Genomic DNA, 21604 nt, shown 5'->3' on the forward strand with positions numbered 1-21604 from the left:
CTCGGGGCCGGGGGGCCGGCCCCCGGGGCACACGACCACGACCAGCCGCGCACACAACGCCAGCCGCCGCCTCCCGCTGAGGCTGCCACTGACCGGGGGGCACGGGGGTGCGGGGCCAAGACCGCGGCACACGGCCACAACCGGCCGCGCGCACAAGGCCAGCCGCCGCCTCCCGCCGGGACCCCGAAGCACAGGGCTCGGGACCCGCCCCCGGGGCACGGGGACCACGACGGGCCTCGCGCACAAGGCCAGCCGCCGCCTCCCGCCGGGGCCCCGGAGCACAGGGCTCGGGACCGGCCCCCGGGGTACGGGACCACGACGGGCCTCGCGCCCGGTGCCAGTGGCCGCCGCCCGCCGGGGCGGCCCCGGCCGGGTGGCACCGGGTGCGGACCCTGGGGGCGGGGCGTGCGGCGGCGGTGCGGCCCGTTGCGGTGTGGGCCATGGCCGGCACCCGACGCGGCTGTGCTGGTGCGACCGGCAACCGGCGGGGCGCCCGGCAGCGGGTGGTGGCGCCGCCACCCGCTTGGACCGTGGCCGCAGGCGGCGGCGCGGGCGCGGCTCCAGCATGGGACCATGCGCAGATCCCTGGTCGCCGCCGTGTCCGCCCTCGCCCTCGTCGCCCTCGCCGGATGCTCCGATGCCGCGGACAGCGGCTCGGCCCCGGCCTCGGGAGCGTCGCCCGCGCCGAGCGACCTCGCGACGCAGAAACTCGACTGGCGCGCCTGCGGCGCCCCGAGCGTGGCGCAGGGCGGCGGGGCGGCGCCCAAACCGCTGCCGCACGGCGGCACCTGGCAGTGCGCCGACATGTCCGTGCCGCTCGACTACACGCATCCGTCGTCCGGCACGATCCGCCTCGCCCTCATCCGTGTGAAGGCCACCGACCAGAAGCACCGCATCGGTTCGCTCATCTTCAACTTCGGCGGCCCCGGCGGCTCGGGCGTCACCGGCCTGCCGTCGTTCGCGAAGGACTACGAGAAGCTGCGGGCGCGCTACGACCTCGTCAGCTTCGACCCGCGCGGCGTCGGCGACAGCGCCCCCGTCGAGTGCGAGAACGACAAGCAGCTCGACTCCTTCTACGCCATGGACTCGACGCCCGACACCGCCGCCGAGAAGAAGGCGTACACGGCGGCGCTCGCCCGGTACGCGGGCGCCTGCAAGAGCAATTCGTCCGGCAGGCTGCCGCACGTGGGCACCACCGAGGCCGCACGCGACATGGACCTGATGCGGCAGGTGCTCGGCGACAAGAAGCTGTACTACTTCGGCATCTCGTACGGCACCGAGCTCGGCGGCGTGTACGCGCACCTCTTCCCCACCCACGTCGGACGGGCGGTCTTCGACGGAGTCGTCGACCCGACCCAGGACTCGCTGCAGGGCGCGCTCGGCCAGGCCAAGGGGTTCCAGCTCGCCCTGGACAACTTCGCCAAGGACTGCATCGCGCGCGGCGACGCCTGCCACCTCCCCGGCTCCACGCCGAAGGAGGTCGAGCAGCCCATCGTCGACCTGTTCCACAAGCTCGACGCGCACCCGATCCCCGGGATCGGATCGCGCAAGCTGACGCAGACGGAGGCCGCCAACGGGGTGGTGGAGGCGCTGTACTCGAAGGACTTCTGGCCGCTGCTCGAACAGGGCATCGAGGAGGCGTACGGCGGCAGCGGACAGCTCCTGCTCGCCCTGTCGGACTCGCTCAACGGCCGCGACCAGCACGGCCGCTACAGCAACACGCAGGCCGCCAACGCCGCCGTCAACTGCCTGGACTCCAAGGAGCGCTTCGGCCTGGCGCGGACCCAGCAGGACCTGGCCGAGTTCCGCAAGGCGTCGCCCGTCTTCGGCGACCTGCTCGGCTGGGGGATGCTCAGCTGCTCCAAGTGGCCCGTGGCCGGGCGCTGGACGCACCCGGACGTCAGCGCGCCCGGCTCGGCCCCGATCCTCGTCGTCGGCAACACGGGGGACCCGGCCACGCCGTACGAGGGCGCCAAGGCGATGGAGAAGGCGCTGGGCAAGGGCGTCGCCGTGGAGCTCACGTACAAGGGGCAGGGCCACGGCGCGTACGACAGCGGCAACGCGTGCGTGCAGCGCACGGTCAACACGTACCTGCTGGACGGGAAGCTGCCGGCCGCCGGCACGGTCTGCCGGTGACCTGACGGGGAAGGGCCGGTCCACGCGCGTGCGCGGACCGGCCCTTCGGCGACTCGTAGCGACTCGTGGCGACTAGTAGACGGGCTTGGTCGGCTCGATCTGGTTGATCCAGCCGATGACGCCACCGCCGACGTGCACCGCGTCGGAGAAGCCCGCGGACTTCAGCACCGCCAGGACTTCCGCACTGCGGACACCCGTCTTGCAGTGCAAGACGATCTTCTTGTCCTGCGGGAGCGTCTCCAGCGCGTTGCCCATCAGGAACTGGTCCTTCGGGATCAGCTTGGCGCCCGGGATGGACACGATCTCGTACTCGTTGGGCTCGCGGACATCGATGATCTCGATGTTCTCGTCGTCGTCGATCCACTCCTTGAGCTGCTTGGGAGTGATCGTCGAACCGGCGGCGGCCTCCTGGGCCTCCTCCGACACGACACCGCAGAACGCCTCGTAGTCGATGAGCTCCGTGACCGTCGGGTTCTCGCCGCAGACCGCGCAGTCGGGGTCCTTGCGGACCTTGACCTCGCGGTAGCGCATCTCCAGGGCGTCGTAGATCGTCAGACGCCCGACGAGCGGCTCACCGATGCCCGCGAGGAGCTTGATCGCCTCGTTGACCTGGATGGAGCCGATGGACGCGCAGAGCACGCCCAGCACGCCGCCCTCGGCGCACGACGGGACCATGCCGGGCGGGGGCGGCTCCGGGTACAGGCAGCGGTAGCAGGGGCCGTGCTCGGACCAGAAGACGCTGGCCTGGCCGTCGAAGCGGTAGATCGAACCCCAGATGTACGGCTTGTTCAGCAGCACACAGGCGTCGTTGACCAGGTAACGGGTGGCGAAGTTGTCCGTCCCGTCCACGATCAGGTCGTACGGCGCGAAGATGTCCATCACGTTCTCGGCTTCGAGCCGTTCCTCGTGCAGGACGACGTTCACGTACGGGTTGATGCCCTTGATCGAGTCCTTCGCGGACTCGGCCTTGGACCTGCCGATGTCGGACTGGCTGTGGATGATCTGGCGCTGCAGGTTCGACTCGTCGACCTCGTCGAACTCGACGATGCCGAGCGTGCCGACACCGGCCGCGGCCAGGTACATGAGCGCCGGGGACCCGAGTCCTCCGGCGCCCACGATGAGCACCTTCGCGTTCTTGAGCCGCTTCTGCCCGTCCATGCCCACGTCGGGGATGATCAGGTGACGGGAGTACCTGCGGACCTCGTCGACGGTGAGCCCTTCGGCGGGCTCGACCAAGGGGGGCAACGACACAGGGACCTCTACAGGGGTAGGTCAATTCGGAAACTGTTCTCCCTGTAACAGTGCCATGCGCTTTCTCATTCCGAGATACCCGGTCCGACGAGCGAGACGATCTCGTCCCAGTACCCGGGCAGCGCCGCGAACGGGTCGCCGCGGCCGCTCGGGTCGGAGCGGTCGGTGAAGAAGATCGTGCCCGCGCCCTGCCAGCGCGCGATGCGCACCGCCTCGTCCAGGTGCGTGCGCGGTACCCCGTGCACCAGGTGGACGAAGTGGTCCTGCGGATAGGCGGCCGTCCACTCGGCCGCCTGCGACCAGCGGTAGTCGGCCCACGGCCCGCAGAACGTCACCAACTGGTCGGCGGCCTCCGCGTATCCGGCGTACGGGTGCGTGCCGTGGCCGAGTACGAGGTGCCCGCCTTCGAGCACCGCCTCCAGGGTCGCGGTGATCCTCCTCACGGCGGCGAGGTCCTCCCGGCCCGACGGAGCGCGATCCAGGTAGAAGCCGCCGACGCGGTACCAGTCGGCGAACCGCTGGGCGTCGCGCACCAGCTCGGCGAAGTCGCAGGTGCCGTGGCGCAGGTCCAGGTGGCCGAGGATTCTGGCCCCGGCGTTGGTCAGCCGGCCCGCCGCCTCCAGGCAGTGCGGGTCGGGCCGATCGCCAGGGCCGTCGGCCACGTTGAGCACCGCCCAGTGCAGCGGCGTGCCCGGCCTGGTCAGTTCGGCCCACTCGACGGGCGCGAGCAGGGGGTGCGCGTAGCCGGGGACGCCGAACCCCGTGCTGCCCGCCGCCGTGCCGGTACGCGGCCGTCCCGTGCTGGTCAGATGCGGCACGCGGCCTCCATCCAGATGTCCGCCAGCGACTCCTCCAGACCGATCCTCGGGCGCCAGCCGAGCCGGTCGCGCGCCGTGCGGACGTCGGCCTGCTGCCATGTCCCGCAGCCGTCGGGGTACGGGAAGGGGCCGACGCCCAGGTGCTCGGCCGCGGGCTCGCCGCGCGGCGAGCCGATCGGGCCGTGGCCGTGGGCGCGCGCGACGGCGGGGGACGGCGCGTCCAGCTCGTTGAGCGCGCCCGCGTAACCGGCCACCCTGGCCAGCACGGCGGCGGCGTCCCTGAGCTTGACCGCCCTGCCGGTGCCGATGTTCACGACGCCCTGGGCCGCCGAGAGCGAGGCCGCGTGGACGGCGCGCGCGACGTCACGCACGTCCACGAAGTCGCGCTGCACGCCGAGTCCGGCCAGCTTGAGCTCCGGGTCGCCCGCCTGCATGGCGCGCCGCATCGCCTCGGCGAGCCGGCCGAGCGGCGAGCCCGCGGGCGTGCCCGGGCCGACCGGCGAGAAGACGCGCAGCACGACCGCGTCGAGCCCCGAGCCGAGCACCAACTCCGTGGCGGAGAGCTTGCTCACGCCGTACGGGCCGCCGGGGCGCGGCACCGCGTCCTCCGCGGTGGACGAGCCGGGCTGCGATGGCCCGTACTCGGAGGCGCAGCCGATCTGCACGAGGCGCGCGCCGCAGCCGCTGCGCCTGAGGGCCTCGCAGACGGTCGCGACGGACACGGTGTTGTGGCGGATCAGGTCGCGGGCGCCGCCTCGGGTGGAGCCCGCGCAGTTGATGACCACGCCGGGGTGCACGGCGTCCATGAAGCGCGTCAGGGCTCCCGGGCTGCCGCCCGCGAGGTCGAAGCGCACGTCGGCGTCGTCGCCCCTGCCGAGTGCGGTGAGGTGGACCGCGGGGTCGGCGAGCAGGCGGTCCGCGACGAAGCGGCCGAGGAAGCCGTTGGCGCCGAGCAGCAGGACCCTCATCGGGACGCCCCTCTCACGGTCGCGGCCACCTGGGCCCGGGTCCTGGGGTGCGGGATCATGACGGTTGGTCTCCTTGGTGTGGTGGTGAAGGGGTTGCGGCCCGGCGGCACGGGCGGGCCCTCAGGTGTGCGCCGACGCCCTGGCGAGGCTGACGGCGGCGTGGCAGACGAGCCCCGCCGCGGCCGCGCCGCAGGCGAACGCGGGCACGGCGCCCGCGCCCCAGGCGTGCACGGCCTGCGCGACGGGTGTGCCGAGTACGGCGCAGCCGGGCACGCCGGCCACGAGGACGGAAAGGCAGGCCAGCGCCTCGACGGCGCAGGCGGCGGCCAGCCCCGCGGCGGCCGCGGCGGGGTAGCCGTGCACGGTCAGGAGCCTGGCGAGCAGCAGCAGGGTCGCGAGGGCGGCCACGTGCGCGGGGTCTCCGCCGTCGTGGAAGCCGGGTACGCCGTGGAAGCCGTGAAAGCCGTGGAACAGCAGCGGGACGAGCAGCGCGATCCCGGTCAGGGCGCACGCGTACAGCGCGACCACCGCGAGCAGTACCGGTCTCGTGGACGCGGCGAAGTCCGCGAGGTCGCGGCTGCGGGAGAGCCCGCGCCTGGCGCGCAGGGAGAAGAGGTGCGCGCACCAGGCGGCGGGCGCGACGGCGAACGAGAGGGCGACGAGCGAGGTGGGCGTGGCGCTCCAGGACGTGCCTGAGCCGCCCTCGACGTGCGCGGTGAGCAGCCCGTCGCCGTACACGGCGTAGGCGAGCAGCCAGTACACCCACAGGCGGGCTGCGGGGGCGCGGCGGCCCTCGGCGCGCAGCGGCCCGTGCCGCAGGCTCGCGGCGACGGCGCAGGAGAGCGCCACGGCGCCGGTGAGGGTGACGGCGAGCCGGCTCCCCCCGCCGGTGCTGTCCAGGAGGAACAGGGTGAGGGCGGCGACGAGGCCGGGCGCGGGCGTGACCAGCATCCAGGGTGCGAGGCGCCCGGAAGCGGGGGCCTGTGCCGCCACGGTCGTTGCCGCGCGCGATGTGTCGTGCGGGACGCGCGCGTACAACTCCTCGGCCAGGGCGAAGACGTCGCGGTGGCGGAAGCGGGAGAGCGCGGCCCTGTCGGTGATGCCGTGCACTTCGAGGGCCGCGGCGATCTCCAGCGGGTCGACGGCGTCCTCGCACAGCGCCCTGTGCCGGTTCAGGAGCGGCTTCACCGGGTCGGCGGTGCCCGGTGCGGTGCGTGCCATGGTGGTGCCTCCGTCAGACATCGCGGCCTCCGGCGCCCGCCGCCGCGCCCGCGCCGACCGCCTCACGCCTGTCTCCCGGGGCCTCCGTGGCCCAGCGGACCGGCACGTACACCTCGGCGGCGGCCGCGAAGGGCAGCGGTGCGCCGCCCGCGCCGACCGCCTGCGCCACGCGCCGTACCGGGGTGTGGGAGACGATTTCGAGGTAGGCGGCCCGGAACGCGGTGACGTTCTGGCTGATGGTGAAGAGTTCGAGCGCGCGCGAGTGCGCGGCCGCGCCGAGGCGCCGCCTGCGCCCGTCGTCGCCCAGCAGCCCGAGGCACGCGTCGGCGAAGGCCTTCGGGTTGTGCGCGGGGACGACGAGGCCGGTGCCGCCGATGACCTCCACCACGGCGCCCACGTCCGTCGAGACCGTCGCGCGCCCGCAGAACATGGCCTCGACGAGGCTGACGGGGAAGCCCTCGACCGCGCTGGAGAGCACGACGATCCCGGCCCCTGCGTAGGCGTCGGCCAGTTCGGCCGACTCGGGCCCGCCGGCCTCCTCGAACGAGACGGGGTTCTCCCCCACCGCGTACGCGCCCGTGGCCTCGTCGGGGAACAACTGGGCGGCGAGCGTGCGGCAGTGGGCGAGGTAGGCGGGGCCCTCGCCGGTGCCGGCGGGGCCCCCGACGATGCGCAGCCGCGTCTGCGGCCGCTCCTCGCGGATCCGGGCGAACGCGTGCAGCAGTGTCTCGAGGTCCTTGGCGGGCTCGATCACGCCGACCCAGACGAGTGTGTCGCGGTCGCCTGTGTCGTCGCCCTCGCCCACCTCGATGAACCGCTCGGCCTCCATGCCCGGGTGGACGGTGCGGAGCTTGGCGCGGTCGGCGCCGCACCGCTGCTGCCAGCGGCGCGCGTGCGCGTTGCCCGGCGTGACGAGGCTGGCGGCACGGTAGACCTCGGCGGCGAGCGCACCGTGGAAGGCCGCCAGCAGCGCACGCAGGGGGGCGCTCCGGGGCTCTTCGCGGCCGCCGTCGGTGCCGAGGTAGTGCGCCCGCAGCCGGACGCCGTACTCGGTGACCAGCAGGGGGACGCCGAAGAAGCGTTTGGCCAGCAGGCCGGGGAGCGCGGCGGGTCCCGCCGAGGTCGCGTGGCAGACGTCCACGGACCCGAGGCCGCCCTCCTCGGTGTCGTACCAGTCGAGGGACAGGGGGCGCAGAGCGCGCTCCAACTCGTGGGCGAAGGCGAGGTGGTCGGCCACGGCAGCGTCCCGCACGCTCCGGCGCGCGCCGGGTGCCCGGCACGCGGACTCCAGGACGCGCAGGGCGGTCTCCGAGCGCAGTGCCGCGTACAACCCGCCGTGTTCCCTGGCGAGTTCCGCGAGGCCGTAGAGGCCGGCGGCGAAGCCGCCGGCCCGCTCGTCGGTGTCGGCCCGCTCGTCGCACACGGCGAGCGCGAGTCGACCGAGGTGTTCGGCGAACCGGCGGCGCTCGCGCCTGCCGTAGGCGCCCCCGTCGTCGACCGGCGCCCACAGCGGCGCGGTGTGCACCCGGTGCACCTGCGGCGGCGGGTCGACGAGCCCGGACCGCTCCTGCCTGGCGCTGCGGCTGAGCGCGTAGACGTCGAACTCATGGTCGTGGAGCCCGCGTACGAGCCGGTCGCACCAGGGCCCGGACTCGCCGTTCGCGTACGGATAACCACCGTCCGTGACCAGTCCGATCCGCACGAGCACTCCCCCGTTCCTTCTGTGGGAGGCCGCCTCCGGACCGGCGACCCGCTGCGGAACGACGGTATGCGGATATGAAGGTGGCGCGATGGACGGTTGTCCATCGCGCCACCGGAAGGGGTGAATGCACGTAACCAATCGCTTGCGGGCGCGTTCGAGCGGCTACGGGGCGCGCACCTGCGGCGTGCGAGCGGGGCGCGCGAGCCCGGCGCGCGACGTGACGGCCGGCGCGCGGGGTGCGGCGCGCGGATCAGCTCACGTCGTTGTCCGCGATGAGGTCCCTCGTCGCACGGGCGACCACCTCGGGGTACTCCATCATGGCCACGTGGCCCGCGTCCGGCAGCGTCAGCAGCCGGGAGTCGCGGAAGGCCGCCGACGCCTTGCGTGCCATGCGGAAGGAGACGAGCTGGTCACGGCCGCCGTAGACGAGCAGCGTCGGCGCGAGTACGCGCTCGGCCTGCCGCCACAGGTTGTGCTGGCCGCCCAGCGTGTACGCGTTGACGATGCCGCGCGCCGAGCGCGTCATCGCGTCCCAGAAGTACGGCAGTCGGAGCCTGCGCTCCATCTCGGTCACGGCGGCGGCCAGTTCCTCCTCGCCGACCGACGCGGGGTCGCCGTAGCAGAGCGCGAGCACGCCGCGCGTGCGGTCCTCCGCCGTCCAGTCCCTGCTGAGGCGCGTGAACAGCGGTGTCACGCCGGGCAGCGCCATCAGCGCGGTGGGCAGCGCGCCGCGCTGCACGCGGATCTCCGGCAGCGCGGGCGAGACCAGCGTCAGCGTGCGGACGAGGTCGGGGCGTACGGCGGCGACCCTGGTGGCGACCGAGCCGCCGAGCGAGTTCGCGATGAGGTGCACGGGCCCGCGGCGGCGTGCGTCGAGCAGCCTGATGACCGCGCGCGTGTGCCCGGTGAGCGAGTAGTTGCCGTCGTCGGGCGGCGGCGAGTCCCCGAAGCCGGGCAGGTCGACCGCCTCGCCGTCGACGACGTCGGCGAGCAGCGGCATCAGCGCGGACCAGTTCTGCGAGGAGCCGCCCAGCCCGTGCACGTACAGCGCGGGCGGCAGTCCGGCGCGCGCGCCGGGGCGCGCACGGACCGTGAGGGTGAGCCCCGGCAGCTCCACCGCGCTCAGCCGCTCCCCCTCCGCCACGGCCACGGGGGCCACGCGCGGAGCCGTGGAGGCCGCGGCGGATTCCGGTAGCTCGGTCGAAGACATGTCCGCAATGCTACGTAGAGAGTCACGCACACGTTCGTGTGGCGGCGGTCACAGGCCGCGTGGCGTCGCGCACGGGTGACTTCTACGCTCGAATCGGGGCACGGGTCGAAGGAGGACGGAAGAACAGGTGACGAAGCGAGGTGCGGCGGACACGCGCGCCACGGCGGGAAGGGCAGACATGTCGGTCCCCGAGAAACCTGACGAGTACGACGAGTACGTGGATGCGGACGGCGAGCCGGACGCCGAGACCCCGGAGGCCGACGCCGCCGAGCAGCGGGCGAACGTGCGGGAGGACGACGCGGAGGAGCGCCCCGCGCGCGGCGCGACGGACGAGGCCGACGAGGCGGACCTGGCGGAGCAGGCGCGTTCCGCGGGCGGCGGCGAGGACGACGACTACCGCTGAGCCCGGCATCCGGTATGTGAAATTCCCTCCCGTACCGCGCGCTACAGGGTTACCGAAAAGTACGATGGCCAGTCGGGGCACAGCGCACGCCGGCCACTCGTGGACCACGGGGCCTTCGCGGCGCACAGAACGATATGGGAGGCGGCGTGACAGCCATGGAGCAGACGGAGGCGGCGCGGCCGCGAGGGACGCGCCTGCCGCGTCACGCCCGGCGCAACCAACTGCTCGGTGCGGCTCAGGAGGTCTTCGTGGCCCAGGGGTACCACGCGGCGGCGATGGACGACATCGCCGAGCGTGCCGGGGTCAGCAAGCCGGTGCTCTACCAGCACTTCCCGGGCAAGCTCGAGCTGTACCTTGCGCTGCTCGACCAGCACTGCGAGGCGCTGCTGCAGTCCGTGCGCACGGCGCTCGCGTCGACGACGGACAACAAGCAGCGTGTCGAGGCGACGATGGACGCGTACTTCGCGTACGTCGAGGACGAGGGCGGCGCGTTCCGGCTGGTCTTCGAGTCGGACCTGACGAACGAGCCCGAGGTGCGCGAGCGTGTCGACCGGGTGGCGATGCAGTGCGCCGAGGCCATCTCGGACGTGATCGCCGAGGACACCGGCCTGTCGAAGGACGAGTCGATGCTGCTGGCCACCGGCCTCGGCGGGGTCTCGCAGGTGGTGGCGCGCTACTGGCTGTCCAGCGCGTCGCCCGTGCCGCGCGAGAAGGCGGTCTCGCTGCTGACGTCGCTGGCCTGGCGCGGCATCGCCGGCTTCCCGCTGCACGGCGAGGGGCACTGATCGGGGCGCACGCGCGTCACGGCGGAAGGACGGGAGCGGGTGCTGACCGGCTTTGTTCCCGTCCGGTGTTCGCTGCGGGCGTTGCAGCGCGGCGTCTTGCGCGCCCTCCGCGCGGGCTAATGTGTGCTGCGTACCGCGCGGTCAGGCCGCGCAACGCACTGACCGTTCGGAGGGACATAGCCGTGGAGGTCAAGATCGGCGTGCAGCACGCGCCTCGGGAGATCGTTCTGGAGAGCGGGCAGTCCGCCGAGGACGTCGAGCGCACCGTGTCCGAGGCGCTGGCCGGCAAGGAGCAGCTGCTCAGCCTCACGGACGACAAGGGCCGCAAGGTCCTCGTGCCGGCGGAGCGGGTCGCGTACGTGGAGATCGGCGCGCCGACGCAGCGGCGGGTCGGCTTCGGCACCGTCTAGCATTCGGCGCCGTCGCGCGCCCGGCGCATCGCGATGTGGATCGGCCCGGCAGGGATGGCCCTGCCGGGCCGATCCGTGTCGCGTCGTGTCGCGTCACCTGATCGCGGGGCCGCCCGTCACGGCAGGGTTGCCGGGTGTGCACACCGGGTAATGACCGGCTGGACGCGCCGGCCACTCGCCCGGCGTGCCGCCCGGAAGCCGCGAGGTGATCCCGTGATCCTGGAGATTCTCGGTTCTGCGCTGATCGGCCTCGGCCTGTCCGCGGCCGCCGCCGTGCTGCTGGCGCGCCGCCTGCCCGCCCGGCACCTGGTGCTGCTCGCGGGCGGTCTCGGCGCCCTTTTCGGCGCGTACGTGACGCATGAGGCTCTCGGCCCCGGGCATGTCCCGGCCACGCTGCTCGGCGCGCTCGGCGTGTCCGCGGTGATGATCTCGCTGCTGCTGCGCCCGGCCGCCGCGGCGTCCGCGTCCGCGCCGGTCGCGGGGAGCGTGCCGGTCGTCGGCAACACGTCCGTCGCCGGGCGCGCGATCCCGTAGGGGCCCGTGCGCTCCGTGCGCTACGCGGCGAGGCCCAGCGCGGCCATGCGCTTGGTGTGCGCCTCCGTGATGCGGGAGAACATCCGGCCCACCTCGGCCAGGTCGAAGCCGTCGGCCACGCCGCCCACCAGCATCGTCGACAGCGCGTCGCGGTCCGCCACCACGCGCTGGGCCTGCGAGAGCGCCTCTCCCATGAGGCGCCGCGCCCACAGCGCCAGCCTGCCGCCGACACGCGGGTCGGCCTCGATCGCGGCGCGCACCTTCTCCACTGCGAAGTTGCCGTGCCCGGTGTCGTCGAGCACGGCCAGGACCAGCGCGCGCGTGTCGGTGTCGAGCCTGGCGGCGACCTCACGGTAGAAGTCGCTGGCGATCGAGTCACCGACGTACGCCTTGACCAGGCCTTCGAGCCAGTCGGACGGCGCGGTCTGGCGGTGGAACTCGTCCAGCGCCTTGGCGAAGGGCTCCATGGCCTCGGTGGGGTGCGCGTCGATCTCGATCAGCCGCTGGTCCAGCTGCTCGAAGTGGTGGAACTCGGCGGACGCCATGCGTGCGAGCGCGGCCTTGTCGGCGAGCGACGGGGCGAGCTTCGCGTCCTCGGCGAGGCGTTCGAAGGCCGCGAGCTCGCCGTAGGCGAGAGCGCCGAGCAGGTCCACGACGGCCGCGTGGTACTGCGGCTGCGCGGACGCCGTGGCCCAGTCCTGCCCGGCGATCCCGGTGTTCCCGCTGTCTGCGTCTGCCACGGCAAACCTTCCGATTCGTGTGCTCGTCGTAACCCGCGTAACCGCACAATAGTCCGCGCCGGCCGCGGGAAAGTTCCGGTCCTGGCATGGCCGGGAACCGCCTGGTGAACTTCGCACAACACGTGTGCGCGAATCCGGGGTATGGTGGTAATGCGCCGTGCCGAGTATTCGGCGGGCGATCACAACGTTTGGCCGAGGGTCGACAGGACCGCTGTGCACCGTCACGGCGTGTGAGGTCAGGCCGCCTTCGGACAGGCCCCATGAGGATGCCCGGTCGGTGGCCCGATCGGCTCCGACCCGACCGCCCTCAGCGCGGTCCGTGCGCCGAGCTGCACACGAACCCGCACATGAGGGGCCCCCTGAGCGGTACGAGCGCTTGAGCGACGGCAGGGGTCCCGCGCCATCCGGTCACTCACGACCGGAATATCCGACCAGCGCGGACTCCGGCGCGGTACGAACCCCCGCGTTCGCCTCGCACCGCACCTCACGGAAGAGGCAGCACCCTGACTACGACGTTCCGCGATCTCGGGATCCTTCCCGAGACGGCCGAGGCCCTCGAAGCCGTCGGCATCCAGTCCCCCTTTCCCATCCAGGAGATGACGCTTCCGGTGGCCCTCTCGGGCACCGACGTCATCGGCCAGGCGAAGACCGGCACGGGCAAGACCCTCGGTTTCGGCCTGCCGCTGCTTGAGCGCGTCACCGTGCCCGCAGACGTGGAGGCCGGCCGGGCGACGCCCGAGCAGCTGACGAACGCGCCGCAGGCGCTGGTCGTCGTCCCCACGCGCGAGCTGTGCCAGCAGGTCACGAACGACCTGCTGACCGCCGGCAAGGTGCGCAATGTGCGCGTCCTCGCGATCTACGGCGGCCGCGCGTACGAGCCGCAGGTCGAGGCCCTCAACAAGGGCATCGACGTGGTCGTGGGCACGCCCGGCCGGCTGCTCGACCTGGCGGGCCAGCGCAAGCTCGACCTGTCGCAGGTGCGGGCGCTCGTGCTCGACGAGGCCGACGAGATGCTCGACCTGGGCTTCCTGCCCGACGTCGAGAAGATCATCCAGCTGCTGCCCACCGGCCGGCAGACGATGCTGTTCTCCGCGACCATGCCGGGCGCGGTCATCGGCCTCGCCCGCAGGTACATGTCGCAGCCGACGCACATCAGCGCCACGTCGCCCGACGACGCGGGCGCGACGGTCGCCGCGACCACGCAGCGCGTGTACCGGGCGCACTCGATGGACAAGCCGGAGATGGTCGCCCGCATCCTCCAGGCGGAGGGCCGCGGGCTGGCGATGATCTTCTGCCGCACGAAGCGCACCGCGGCGGACATCGCCGACCAGCTGATGCAGCGCGGCTTCGCCGCCGGCGCCGTCCACGGCGACCTCGGCCAGGGCGCGCGCGAGCAGGCGCTGCGCGCGTTCCGCAACGGCAAGGTCGACGTGCTGGTGTGCACCGACGTCGCCGCGCGCGGCATCGACGTCGAGGGCGTCACGCACGTCATCAACTACCAGTCGCCCGAGGACGAGAAGACCTACCTGCACCGCATCGGCCGCACGGGCCGCGCGGGCGCGACGGGTACGGCCGTCACGCTGGTGGACTGGGACGACATCCCGCGCTGGCAGCTCATCGACAAGGCGCTCTCCCTCGGCTTCCCGTCCCCGCCCGAGACGTACTCCACCTCGCCGCACCTGTTCGAGGAGCTGGACATCCCCGAGGGCACGAAGGGCATCCTGCCCCGTGCCGCACGCACCCGCGCGGGCCTGTCGGCGGAGCAGGTCGAGGACCTGGGCGAGACGGGCGGCCGCGGCCGCCGCGGTGGCGCACCCGCCGCCGAGGAGCGCCCCGCTCGTACCCGCACGCCGCGCCAGCGCCGCCGTACCCGCGGCGGGCTCCGCCCGGACGACGCCACGGCGGCCGCCGTCGAGGCGGCGGACACGGCGGAGGGCGCCACGGGTGCCGGCACGGCGGACCACGCGGACTCCGCCGAGCGTGCCCCGCGCCGCCGGCGCCGCACGCGCTCCGGCGCGACGGCCACCGCGGAGGCGGCCGTCCCCGCACCCGCCGAGGCGCCGGACACGGCGAGCAGCGCCGAGGAGGCGCCCGCGAAGCCCCGTCGTCGCCGCACGCGCCCCGTCAAGCAGGCGGCCGCGGCCGACCGCGAGGGGGCGGCTCCCGCCGCCCAGGCGGCACAGGACGGCGCGGCCACGGACGCCGCGGCCACGCCGCGCAGGCGCCGCACCCGCTCGTCGAAGCAGGCCCAGCCGGAGGCGTGAGACGGCGGCCGTCGGCCCGCATCCGACGCGACGGTGGCCCGGGACCCCGAGGGGTTCCGGGCCACCGGCATGTCACGCCCAGGTCCCGGGCACCGGGCGTGCCCGGATCACCGGCGCGCGCGCCGTCGCCGCACCGTTAGCCTCGTGCCATGAGTCGGCCCCACAGCTTCGCCCCGCCCGCCTGCGCCCGCGCCCGTACGCTCGCCACCTCCCGGGGCGACTTCGCCGTGATCGAGGCGCTGCCCGCCGGGGAAGCCGTCGCGACGGCCGTCCTGCTGCCCGGGTTCACCGGCAGCAAGGAGGACTTCAACGCGCTGCTCGAACCGATGGCCGCGGCCGGCTACCGGGTCGTGTCCGTCGACGGGCGCGGCCAGTACGAGTCCGCGCCGCCCGCGGACCCCGGCGGCTACGCGCAGGCCGAGCTGGCGGCGGACGTGCTGGCGCAGGCCGAGGCGCTCGGGGCGCCCGTGCATCTGCTCGGCCACTCCTTCGGCGGGCACATCGCCCGTGCGGCGGTGCTGCTCGACGCGCGGCCGTTCCGTTCGCTCACGCTGATGTCGTCGGGGCCCGCCGAGATCTCCCGGACGGAGCGGGAGCGGGCGAAACTGCTGATCGACGCGCTCGCTGTGATGACGATGGAGCAGGTGTGGAACGCCATGGCGGAGATGGCGCCGATGGAGGAGACACCGGTCGATGGCGACGACCTGCGCAGGCGCTGGATGGCGACGGATCCGGCGCAGTTGGTCGCCGCGGCGGGCCTGCTGGTGGCTGAGCCCGACCGGGTGGACGAGCTGGCGGCGGTGCGGCCGCCGCTGCCGCTGCACGTCGTTTCGGGCGACGAGGACGGCATCTGGCCGCCGGCGCTGCTCGACGACATGGCGCGGCGCCTCGGCGCGCGCAGGACGGTCGTGCCGGACGCGGGGCACTCGCCCAACACGGACAGGCCGGACCCGACGGCGGCCGCGCTGATCGGGTTCTGGGACGACCAGCGCTGAGCAGTACCGCGTACTCCAGTACCGACCGACTCAGTACTGCGCCTGGAGGTGCTGCCAGAAGCCGTCGCGCAGCGCCCTGCGCAGCGTCGCGTGGCCGCGCAGGGACCGCTGGAGGAGGCGCTCGGCCTCGATGAGGAGATCCTGGTCGACGGCGCCGGGCAGGTACGGGTGGCCGGGCAGCAGCTCGGCCATCGTCTCGCGGCCCCGCTCGACCAGCCAGGTCGCCGCGATCTGCGCGCCGACGAAGCGCACCTCGTCGCGGCTCGGCGGCGGCTGCGCCTCGTGCTCCCAGGTACTGACGGGCCTGCGGGTCACGAACGGCTTGCAGAAGTCGAGGTCGAACGTGCGCTGGCTGTCGACCTCCCACAGCAGTGGCTCCGCCTGGTTGCGCCCGTCGGCGGCCTCGATGCCCCACAGGTGCACGCGCGCGCCGTAGCCCTGCGCCGCCTCGACGGCCGAGACCAGGTCCTCGTCGCCGCCGACGAGTGCGGCATCGCTGATGGCGCGGTGGCGTGCGAGGGACTCGAGGTCCGTGCGGATCAGCGAGTCGACGCCCTTCTGCTGGTTGTTCGCGTTGAGGTTGCCGAGGCGCACCTTGACGTCGGGCAGTTCCGCGATGCCCTGCTGCTCCGTGGTGTGGATGCGGCGCCTCGCGCCGTCGTACCAGTACACGCGCAGCAGCCTGCTGTCCGCGAAGATGAGGCGCGCCTTGTCGATCAGCGCCTCGATGAGGCCCTCGGCGTCGAGGTCGAAGGAGCGGCGGTCCTCGGTGCCCGCCACCAGCAACCCGGCCGAAGCGTAGACGTAACCCGCGTCGACGAAGATGGCGTGCGTGGACGGCGTCTTCGCCACCTCGGCGAGCATGCGGGTGAGCAGCTCGTTGGTGTGCGAGAGCCGCTACACGAGGTCATCGGCGAAGGCGCCGCCCGGCGCGTGGCACGGCGCGTCTCCCCCGCTTGTCGTGGTGGTCTCCGCCTGCGGCTCGCTTGCCTCGCTCATACGCGCTTCGTTCTCCATGGCAGGCACCCGTACCGGCCAGTAGTTAGATGCTCGAAAGATTTCTTTAGCGTAGGGAATGTTTGCACAGGGAAAGTCGTTGATTCCGATGTATCGATCGATACTCGCTCGATAGTTTCGCTGTCATCAGCAGTTCAGCAGTTCTCCACCAGGAGGATCAGACGAAGGGAGAAGCCTTGCGCTTCGAGATCACGCGACTCGACGACGTCGACGGCACCGCCGTGGACAGCACCGTCGTTGAAGCAGCCTCCGTCAACCGGATCGTGCAGCAGGCCGCCGCGATGGGCCAGCGCATCTACATCCGGCCGGCCGAGACGCCGGCCTCGTAACTCTCTTTCCCGCCGCCCCGATGCGATCATACGGTTCGGCAGACGACTCCACCGCGCCCCCCGGCGATTCCGGGGGGCGCGGTGCTGTGCGCAGCCGGTCCCGGGCGGATCAGGAGCCCCGTACGACCTGCGTGACGCCGTTGATGATCTGCTGCACCGCGATCGCGGAGAGCATCATCCCGGCGAGCCTGGTCACGAGTACGACACCGCCGTCCTTGATCAGCCGGATGATCAGCAGCGAGTAGCGCAGGACCAGCCACAGGACGACGTGCATGGCGGCGATCGCGGCCCACACGGAGACCTGTGCCGTGACCCCGTGCGCGTGCTGCACGGCGAGGATCACGGACACGATCGCGCCGGGCCCGGCGAGCAGCGGCATGCCGAGCGGCACGAGTGCGGCGTTGACGTCCTTGGTCTGCTTGGGCTCCTCCGTCTTGCCGGTCAGCAGGTCCAGCGCGATCAGGAGGAGCAGCAGCCCGCCGGAGATCATCAGGGCGGGCACGGAGATGTGCAGGTAGTCGAGGATCTGGCGGCCCAGGACCCCGAAGATCGCGATCACGCTGAAGGCGACGGCGACGGCCTGCCAAGCCATGGCGCGCTGCACCTTGGCGGTGCGGCCCGAGGTGAGCGCGAGGAAGATCGGCGTGATCCCGGGCGGGTCCATGATCACGAACAGGGTCAGGAAGAGGGAGCCGAACACGGCGAAGTCGAACACGGCGTGGCCTTGGTGAGGAGTGTCGTACGGGGAGGGCGGCGCGGCGTGCGGGCACGCACGCGCGCGGGGCCCGGCCGGTCGCGCCTTGGGGGCGACCGGCCGGGACAGGACGGGACGTGGCGGGGCCGGGCCCCCGGGCGCGCCCGGGTCGTGCGGAGCACGCGGGCGCGGCGGGGGCTCTGCGGCGGGCAGGGCCTAGGCGGTGACGTGACCGCCCGCGCCGGGCACGGGGAAGGCGCCGGCGGAGCGCCGCACGATCTCGGCGTACACCTCGGGGTCCGTGGTGTTCTCGCCGAGCGCGACGTCCTTGCGGCTGCCGTGGTAGTCGCTCGAACCCGTGACGAGCAGCCCGAGGTCGCGGGCGACGCCGCGCAGCGCGTCCCGGGTCCCGGCGTCGTGGTCGGTGTGGTCGACCTCGATGCCGTCGAGCCCGGCGGCCGCGAGGCGGGCGATGGTGTCCTCGGGGACGGTGCGGCCGCGCTTCACGGCGGCGGGGTGCGCGAAGACGGTCACGCCGCCGGCCGCCTTGACGAGGCGGATGGCCTCGAACGGGTCGCTCTCGTGCTTCTCCGCGTGCGCACGGCCGCCGTCGGCGAGCCAGTCGGCGGTGAACGCGTCGGAGACGGTGGGCACGACGCCCAGCTCGACGAGGGCGGACGCGATGTGCGGGCGGCCGACGGAGGCGTCCCCCGCGATCCGTGCCACCTGCTCCCAGGTGATCCCCACGCCGAGGGCGTTGAGCTTGCCGATCATGGCGTGGGCGCGCGGCACGCGGTCGTCGCGCACGAGCTCGCGCTCGGCGAGCAGTCCCGGCTCGGCGGGGTCGAAGAGGTAGGCGAGCATGTGCATGCTCACGCCGCCGATCCGGCAGGACAGCTCGGCTCCGGTCACGAGCGTGAGCCCGTCCGGCAGCGCGGCGGCCGCCTCGGCGTGGCCGCGGGTGGAGTCGTGGTCGGTGAGCGCCACGACGTCGAGCCCCGCGGCGGCGGCGTTGCGCACGAGCTCGGCGGGGGTGTCGGTGCCGTCGGAGGCCGAGGAGTGGGTGTGCAGATCGATGCGCACGGGGGATGCTCCTGGGCTCGCTGGGTCGACGGCAACCCATCCAGCGTAACGGCCCCACGCCACCTCCCCCGCCACGCCCCGACGCCCGGCCGTCAGGACAGCAGACGCGGGGAGAGCGCGCCGCACGGCAGCAGGTCTACCTCCGCGCCCGCGTCCCGCAGGTCCGTCAGTACCAGCTCGTCGTAGAGCAGCAGCTCCGACTCCTCGGGCCACGCCACGGCCCACAGCCACAGCCCGAGCGCCTCCCCCGCGAACGCCACGCGGTCGTCCGGCGTGCCCGAGACGCGCCACAGGGGGGTGGGCCGGCCGGCCGCCAGGAGCTTGGCGCGGGGCGGCTCGTCCACGCGCAGCAGCGGGCCCGGGTCGGGGCCCTCGACGCCCGCGTACCGCGCGCCGAGGCCCACGCCGAGTTCCTCCGCGACGAGCAGCATCTCGCCCACGCCCCCGAGCGGTCCCGGGCCCGAGCAGGCGACGGCGGTCGCCGTGCCGCCGCTGCGGTCGTCGCCCGCGTGCGACACGCCCGTGAACAGCCAGCCGACGGGCAGTGGCCACGGCATCCAGACGGGGACCCTGGCGCGGTTCACGACGACGCCCAGGGACTCGACGCTGGGCGGGATCACAGGCTGCAGCGGGTGCACCGTCCCGTGCGCGTCGCACTGCCAGGAGTCGGAGAAGAGACCTGGCGCCCTCACGCGCCCACCGCACTTCGGGCAACTGGGTTGGCCCCTCATATCCGCCAACGGTCCTCCCCGGCCGACGCCGCGTCAAGGCGATCACGCGACCGGGAGTGCGGTGGCGGCGTCTCAGTCAAGTGGTACGGCACCGCGCAGAGGGTCACGAAGGTCCGTGCCGTGGGACAACCAGCGCTCCTGGAGCTCCTGTGCGCCCCTCGCGCGCTTCCACGCCGCCTCGTGCGCCGTCATCGGGAGCAGCGGGAGGAACCGGACGGGATCCATCGGCTCCGCCAGCTCCAGATCCGCGACGAGGCCGCCGCCCTCCGCGACCAGGACCGACGCGAACGGGGCCCCCGGCCACAGCGGACCGCCGACGTCCAGCGCCGCGCCGGGTGCCACAACAACGCCCTCGACCTGGGGCGACGCGGCCAGCACCGCGAGCGGCCGCAGCACCTCGTCGGTGCGCGCGAGCCCCGCCTTCACGGACAGCAGCAGCTCCGCGCGCGGTCCCCGCACAGCGTCAGCGGCCATCGACGTGCCGTCGCTCATCGGGGCCGCCGACATGCCGAGCGTCGCGTACCGCACGACCGGGCCCGCGGGGTTCGTGGTGTCGACGAAGCGCAGCACCTCGATGCGGTCGGCGCCGACGAACGTCACCGCCGCGCGCGCGTCCGGCTCGCCCAGCGCCGCGCGCAGCCGGTCCTCGACCAGCGGAAGAATTTCTGCCACTCGGCGAGCATAGATCGCGTAAGGATCGGGCATGACGCAAGATTGGCCGCGCTCAGGCTGTTAAGCTGAGGCGCCGATCGGGGCAGCAGGCAGAAGCCTTGCTCTCCAGTCCCGACGCACACGTCATCCCCCACGGGGGACCGACCGGAGGAGGTGGGGCTGCGGTGGATCGAAGTCACCCGGCCAGTACCAGCCGCTCTCCGTACGGCTTCACAACGTTGTGAGCTGAGCCCGCCCCCCTGACCGGCCCGCCACGTCGCACGCACCGCGACCGCGCACCGATCGGCCGGGCACCGGCTTTCCGTCCGGCGGATGAGCGCATCACCCCAGCTTGTGTTTTTCACCTGTCGGTAGCGCACACCGTCATCGCGATCCCCCGGCGCCGCCCGCTTCGCGGACGTGCAGGTCTCGTCGAGTCCGAGTCCACGCCCCCGTTCCGGGCTGCGCCACGCCTCGCCTGACGGTCTCTGTCGTGAAGGAGCCTGCCATGTCGATGATCCGTGACCTGCGTGCAGCCGTTCGTCCGTCGTTCCGCAAGAACGGCGGCTCCTACCGCTCCTACGACACCGCCCATGACGCGTCCGCGTCGACGGCGGTCGTCGACTGCGGTGTCTACCGCGACGGCCGCCGCGTGACGACCGGCACATGCGCGACCCCGCACGAGGCGATGCTGCGGGTGCGCGAGGAGGGCGGGTTCGCCTGGATCGGCCTGCACGAGCCCACCGAGCAGGAGTTCGCGGGCATCGCCGCCGAGTTCGGGCTGCACCCGCTCGCCGTGGAGGACGCCGTCCACGCGCACCAGCGGCCCAAGCTGGAGCCCTACGACGACACGCTCTTCACCGTGTTCAAGACGATCCACTACGTGGAGCACGCCGAGCTCACGGCGACCAGCGAGGTCGTGGCGACGGGCGAGGTCATGTGCTTCACCGGCCGGGACTTCGTCATCACCGTCCGGCACGGCACGAAAGGGTCCCTGCGCGGCCTCAGGCACCGCCTGGAAGAGAACCCGGAGCAGCTGGCGCACGGTCCCTCGGCCGTGCTGCACGCGATCGCGGACCACGTCGTGGACGGCTACCTCGCCGTCGCCGACGCGGTGCAGGACGACATCGACGAGGTCGAGATCGACGTCTTCTCCGAGCCGGTGAAGAACGCCAAGGGCGGACAGCGCAGCCCGGACGCCCAGCGGATCTACCAGCTCAAGCGCGAGGTGCTCGAGTTCAAGCGCGCGGTCTCGCCGCTGCTGCGGCCGATGCAGATGCTGAGCGAGCGGCCGATGCGGCTGGTCGAGCCGGCGATCCAGAAGTACTTCCGCGACGTCGCCGACCACCTCGTGCGCGTCCACGAGCAGGTCATCGGGTTCGACGAGCTCCTCAACTCGATCCTCCAGGCGAACCTGGCGCAGGCGACGGTCGCCCAGAACGAGGACATGCGCAAGATCACGTCCTGGGCCGCGATCATCGCCGTGCCGACGGCGGTGTGCGGCATCTACGGTATGAACTTCAAGCACATGCCGGAGCTGCACTGGAAGTACGGCTACCCGATGGTGCTCGGCGCGATCGTGGTGGTCTGCCTCGTCATCCACCGGACGCTGAAGAAGAACGGCTGGCTCTGACGGCCCGCCCGCAACCGCCCACCCCGGCA

General features: G+C 73.1%; 21 protein-coding genes. 9 read left to right on the forward strand and 12 right to left on the reverse strand.

From position 1 onward, the window contains the following. Nucleotides 1-573 precede the first annotated feature (573 nt). Complete coding sequence (locus IH48_RS0131425) at nucleotides 574-2136, forward strand: alpha/beta hydrolase (RefSeq protein WP_030912450.1); 1563 nt, start codon at nucleotides 574-576, stop codon at nucleotides 2134-2136. Nucleotides 2137-2208: 72 nt separating this feature from the next. On the opposite strand, the gene moeZ is transcribed toward IH48_RS0131425, so the two are convergent. From moeZ to IH48_RS0131455, 6 genes are all read right to left on the reverse strand, one after another. Then, on the reverse strand, nucleotides 2209-3387 hold the full coding sequence (gene moeZ, locus IH48_RS0131430; protein WP_030912454.1) for an adenylyltransferase/sulfurtransferase MoeZ: 1179 nt from the start codon (nucleotides 3385-3387) through the stop codon (nucleotides 2209-2211). Between the two features lie 65 nt (nucleotides 3388-3452). After that, nucleotides 3453-4205, reverse strand: a complete 753-nt coding sequence (locus IH48_RS0131435) for a spherulation-specific family 4 protein (protein ID WP_030912457.1) — start codon at nucleotides 4203-4205, stop codon at nucleotides 3453-3455. Beyond that, complete coding sequence (locus IH48_RS0131440) at nucleotides 4193-5173, reverse strand: NAD-dependent epimerase/dehydratase family protein (RefSeq protein ID WP_030912459.1); 981 nt, start codon at nucleotides 5171-5173, stop codon at nucleotides 4193-4195. The genes IH48_RS0131435 and IH48_RS0131440 overlap by 13 nt, the downstream gene beginning before the upstream one ends. Nucleotides 5174-5293: 120 nt before the next feature. Further along, the gene (locus IH48_RS0131445) at nucleotides 5294-6394 is read right to left on the reverse strand and encodes a hypothetical protein (RefSeq protein ID WP_234434454.1); all 1101 of its coding nucleotides are present in this window, start codon (nucleotides 6392-6394) and stop codon (nucleotides 5294-5296) included. A 13-nt stretch (nucleotides 6395-6407) separates the two neighbouring features. Further along, entirely contained in the window at nucleotides 6408-8096 is a 1689-nt protein-coding gene (locus IH48_RS0131450; protein ID WP_078850190.1) for a DUF3492 domain-containing protein, read from the reverse strand. A 250-nt stretch (nucleotides 8097-8346) separates the two neighbouring features. After that, on the reverse strand, nucleotides 8347-9306 hold the full coding sequence (locus tag IH48_RS0131455; RefSeq protein ID WP_030912464.1) for an alpha/beta fold hydrolase: 960 nt from the start codon (nucleotides 9304-9306) through the stop codon (nucleotides 8347-8349). 127 nt (nucleotides 9307-9433) lie between these two features. Here IH48_RS0131455 and IH48_RS0131460 point away from each other — a divergent pair, with 127 nt between their 5' ends. The 4 genes from IH48_RS0131460 (at nucleotide 9434) to IH48_RS0131475 (ending at nucleotide 11438) form a co-directional block, all read left to right on the forward strand. Further along, the gene (locus IH48_RS0131460; RefSeq protein WP_234434455.1) at nucleotides 9434-9709 is read left to right on the forward strand and encodes a hypothetical protein; all 276 of its coding nucleotides are present in this window, start codon (nucleotides 9434-9436) and stop codon (nucleotides 9707-9709) included. 146 nt (nucleotides 9710-9855) lie between these two features. Next, nucleotides 9856-10494, forward strand: a complete 639-nt coding sequence (locus IH48_RS0131465) for a TetR/AcrR family transcriptional regulator (RefSeq protein ID WP_030912468.1) — start codon at nucleotides 9856-9858, stop codon at nucleotides 10492-10494. A gap of 182 nt (nucleotides 10495-10676) precedes the next feature. Continuing rightward, nucleotides 10677-10904 (forward strand): DUF3107 domain-containing protein, encoded by a 228-nt coding sequence (locus IH48_RS0131470; RefSeq protein WP_030912470.1) that lies wholly within the window; start codon nucleotides 10677-10679, stop codon nucleotides 10902-10904. Nucleotides 10905-11117: 213 nt separating this feature from the next. After that, nucleotides 11118-11438, forward strand: coding sequence for a hypothetical protein (locus IH48_RS0131475; protein WP_051840952.1), 321 nt, complete (start codon nucleotides 11118-11120; stop codon nucleotides 11436-11438). A 20-nt stretch (nucleotides 11439-11458) separates the two neighbouring features. On the opposite strand, the gene IH48_RS0131480 is transcribed toward IH48_RS0131475, so the two are convergent. Continuing rightward, nucleotides 11459-12178 carry a ferritin-like fold-containing protein gene (locus IH48_RS0131480; protein ID WP_234434456.1) on the reverse strand — a complete coding sequence of 240 codons (720 nt, stop codon included), beginning with the start codon at nucleotides 12176-12178 and terminating at the stop codon, nucleotides 11459-11461. Between the two features lie 596 nt (nucleotides 12179-12774). On the opposite strand from IH48_RS0131480, the gene IH48_RS0131485 reads away from it, so the two are divergent. Then, entirely contained in the window at nucleotides 12775-14442 is a 1668-nt protein-coding gene (locus IH48_RS0131485) for a DEAD/DEAH box helicase (RefSeq protein ID WP_037843831.1), read from the forward strand. A gap of 149 nt (nucleotides 14443-14591) precedes the next feature. Next, nucleotides 14592-15437: an alpha/beta fold hydrolase gene (locus IH48_RS0131490; RefSeq protein ID WP_030912480.1), complete on the forward strand. Its 846-nt coding sequence runs from the start codon at nucleotides 14592-14594 to the stop codon at nucleotides 15435-15437. Between the two features lie 30 nt (nucleotides 15438-15467). On the opposite strand, the gene IH48_RS33785 is transcribed toward IH48_RS0131490, so the two are convergent. Further along, a complete protein-coding gene (locus IH48_RS33785; RefSeq protein WP_107059420.1) occupies nucleotides 15468-16301 on the reverse strand; it encodes an NYN domain-containing protein in 834 nt (277 codons plus the stop codon). Nucleotides 16302-16630: 329 nt separating this feature from the next. Between IH48_RS33785 and IH48_RS36725 the strand changes: the two genes are divergently transcribed. After that, nucleotides 16631-16783, forward strand: coding sequence for a hypothetical protein (locus IH48_RS36725; protein ID WP_199810043.1), 153 nt, complete (start codon nucleotides 16631-16633; stop codon nucleotides 16781-16783). 109 nt (nucleotides 16784-16892) lie between these two features. Here the strand turns inward: IH48_RS36725 and IH48_RS0131505 are convergent, their stop codons facing one another. The 4 genes from IH48_RS0131505 to IH48_RS0131520 all read right to left on the reverse strand — a co-directional run bounded on the left by IH48_RS0131505 (nucleotide 16893) and on the right by IH48_RS0131520 (nucleotide 19963). After that, nucleotides 16893-17498, reverse strand: a complete 606-nt coding sequence (locus IH48_RS0131505) for a MarC family protein (protein WP_030912483.1) — start codon at nucleotides 17496-17498, stop codon at nucleotides 16893-16895. Nucleotides 17499-17693: 195 nt separating this feature from the next. Then, entirely contained in the window at nucleotides 17694-18560 is an 867-nt protein-coding gene (locus IH48_RS0131510; protein WP_030912485.1) for a PHP domain-containing protein, read from the reverse strand. Between the two features lie 92 nt (nucleotides 18561-18652). Next, nucleotides 18653-19291 carry a DUF6758 family protein gene (locus IH48_RS0131515; RefSeq protein WP_030912489.1) on the reverse strand — a complete coding sequence of 213 codons (639 nt, stop codon included), beginning with the start codon at nucleotides 19289-19291 and terminating at the stop codon, nucleotides 18653-18655. A gap of 72 nt (nucleotides 19292-19363) precedes the next feature. Further along, the gene (locus tag IH48_RS0131520; protein ID WP_030912491.1) at nucleotides 19364-19963 is read right to left on the reverse strand and encodes a suppressor of fused domain protein; all 600 of its coding nucleotides are present in this window, start codon (nucleotides 19961-19963) and stop codon (nucleotides 19364-19366) included. A gap of 487 nt (nucleotides 19964-20450) precedes the next feature. Between IH48_RS0131520 and IH48_RS0131525 the strand changes: the two genes are divergently transcribed. Further along, nucleotides 20451-21575 (forward strand): magnesium and cobalt transport protein CorA, encoded by a 1125-nt coding sequence (locus tag IH48_RS0131525; protein ID WP_030912493.1) that lies wholly within the window; start codon nucleotides 20451-20453, stop codon nucleotides 21573-21575. The last annotated feature ends 29 nt before the right edge of the window (nucleotides 21576-21604 follow it).

Origin of the sequence: Streptomyces sp. NRRL F-5126 (genome assembly GCF_000721265.1) — a bacterium.
GTDB lineage: Bacteria > Actinomycetota > Actinomycetes > Streptomycetales > Streptomycetaceae > Streptomyces.

Excerpts from the sequence above, each read along its gene's own strand:
- IH48_RS0131490 (WP_030912480.1), top strand. The coding sequence starts at position 14,592 with ATGAGTCGGCCCCACAGCTTCGCCCCGCCCGCCTGCGCCCGCGCCCGT.
- IH48_RS0131425 (WP_030912450.1), top strand. The coding sequence starts at position 574 with ATGCGCAGATCCCTGGTCGCCGCCGTGTCCGCCCTCGCCCTCGTCGCC.
- IH48_RS0131525 (WP_030912493.1), top strand. The coding sequence starts at position 20,451 with ATGTCGATGATCCGTGACCTGCGTGCAGCCGTTCGTCCGTCGTTCCGC.
- IH48_RS0131445 (WP_234434454.1), bottom strand. The coding sequence starts at position 6,394 with ATGGCACGCACCGCACCGGGCACCGCCGACCCGGTGAAGCCGCTCCTG.
- IH48_RS33785 (WP_107059420.1), bottom strand. The coding sequence starts at position 16,301 with ATGCTCGCCGAGGTGGCGAAGACGCCGTCCACGCACGCCATCTTCGTC.
- IH48_RS0131440 (WP_030912459.1), bottom strand. The coding sequence starts at position 5,173 with ATGAGGGTCCTGCTGCTCGGCGCCAACGGCTTCCTCGGCCGCTTCGTC.
- IH48_RS0131515 (WP_030912489.1), bottom strand. The coding sequence starts at position 19,291 with ATGAGGGGCCAACCCAGTTGCCCGAAGTGCGGTGGGCGCGTGAGGGCG.
- IH48_RS0131455 (WP_030912464.1), bottom strand. The coding sequence starts at position 9,306 with ATGTCTTCGACCGAGCTACCGGAATCCGCCGCGGCCTCCACGGCTCCG.
- IH48_RS0131485 (WP_037843831.1), top strand. The coding sequence starts at position 12,775 with ATGACGCTTCCGGTGGCCCTCTCGGGCACCGACGTCATCGGCCAGGCG.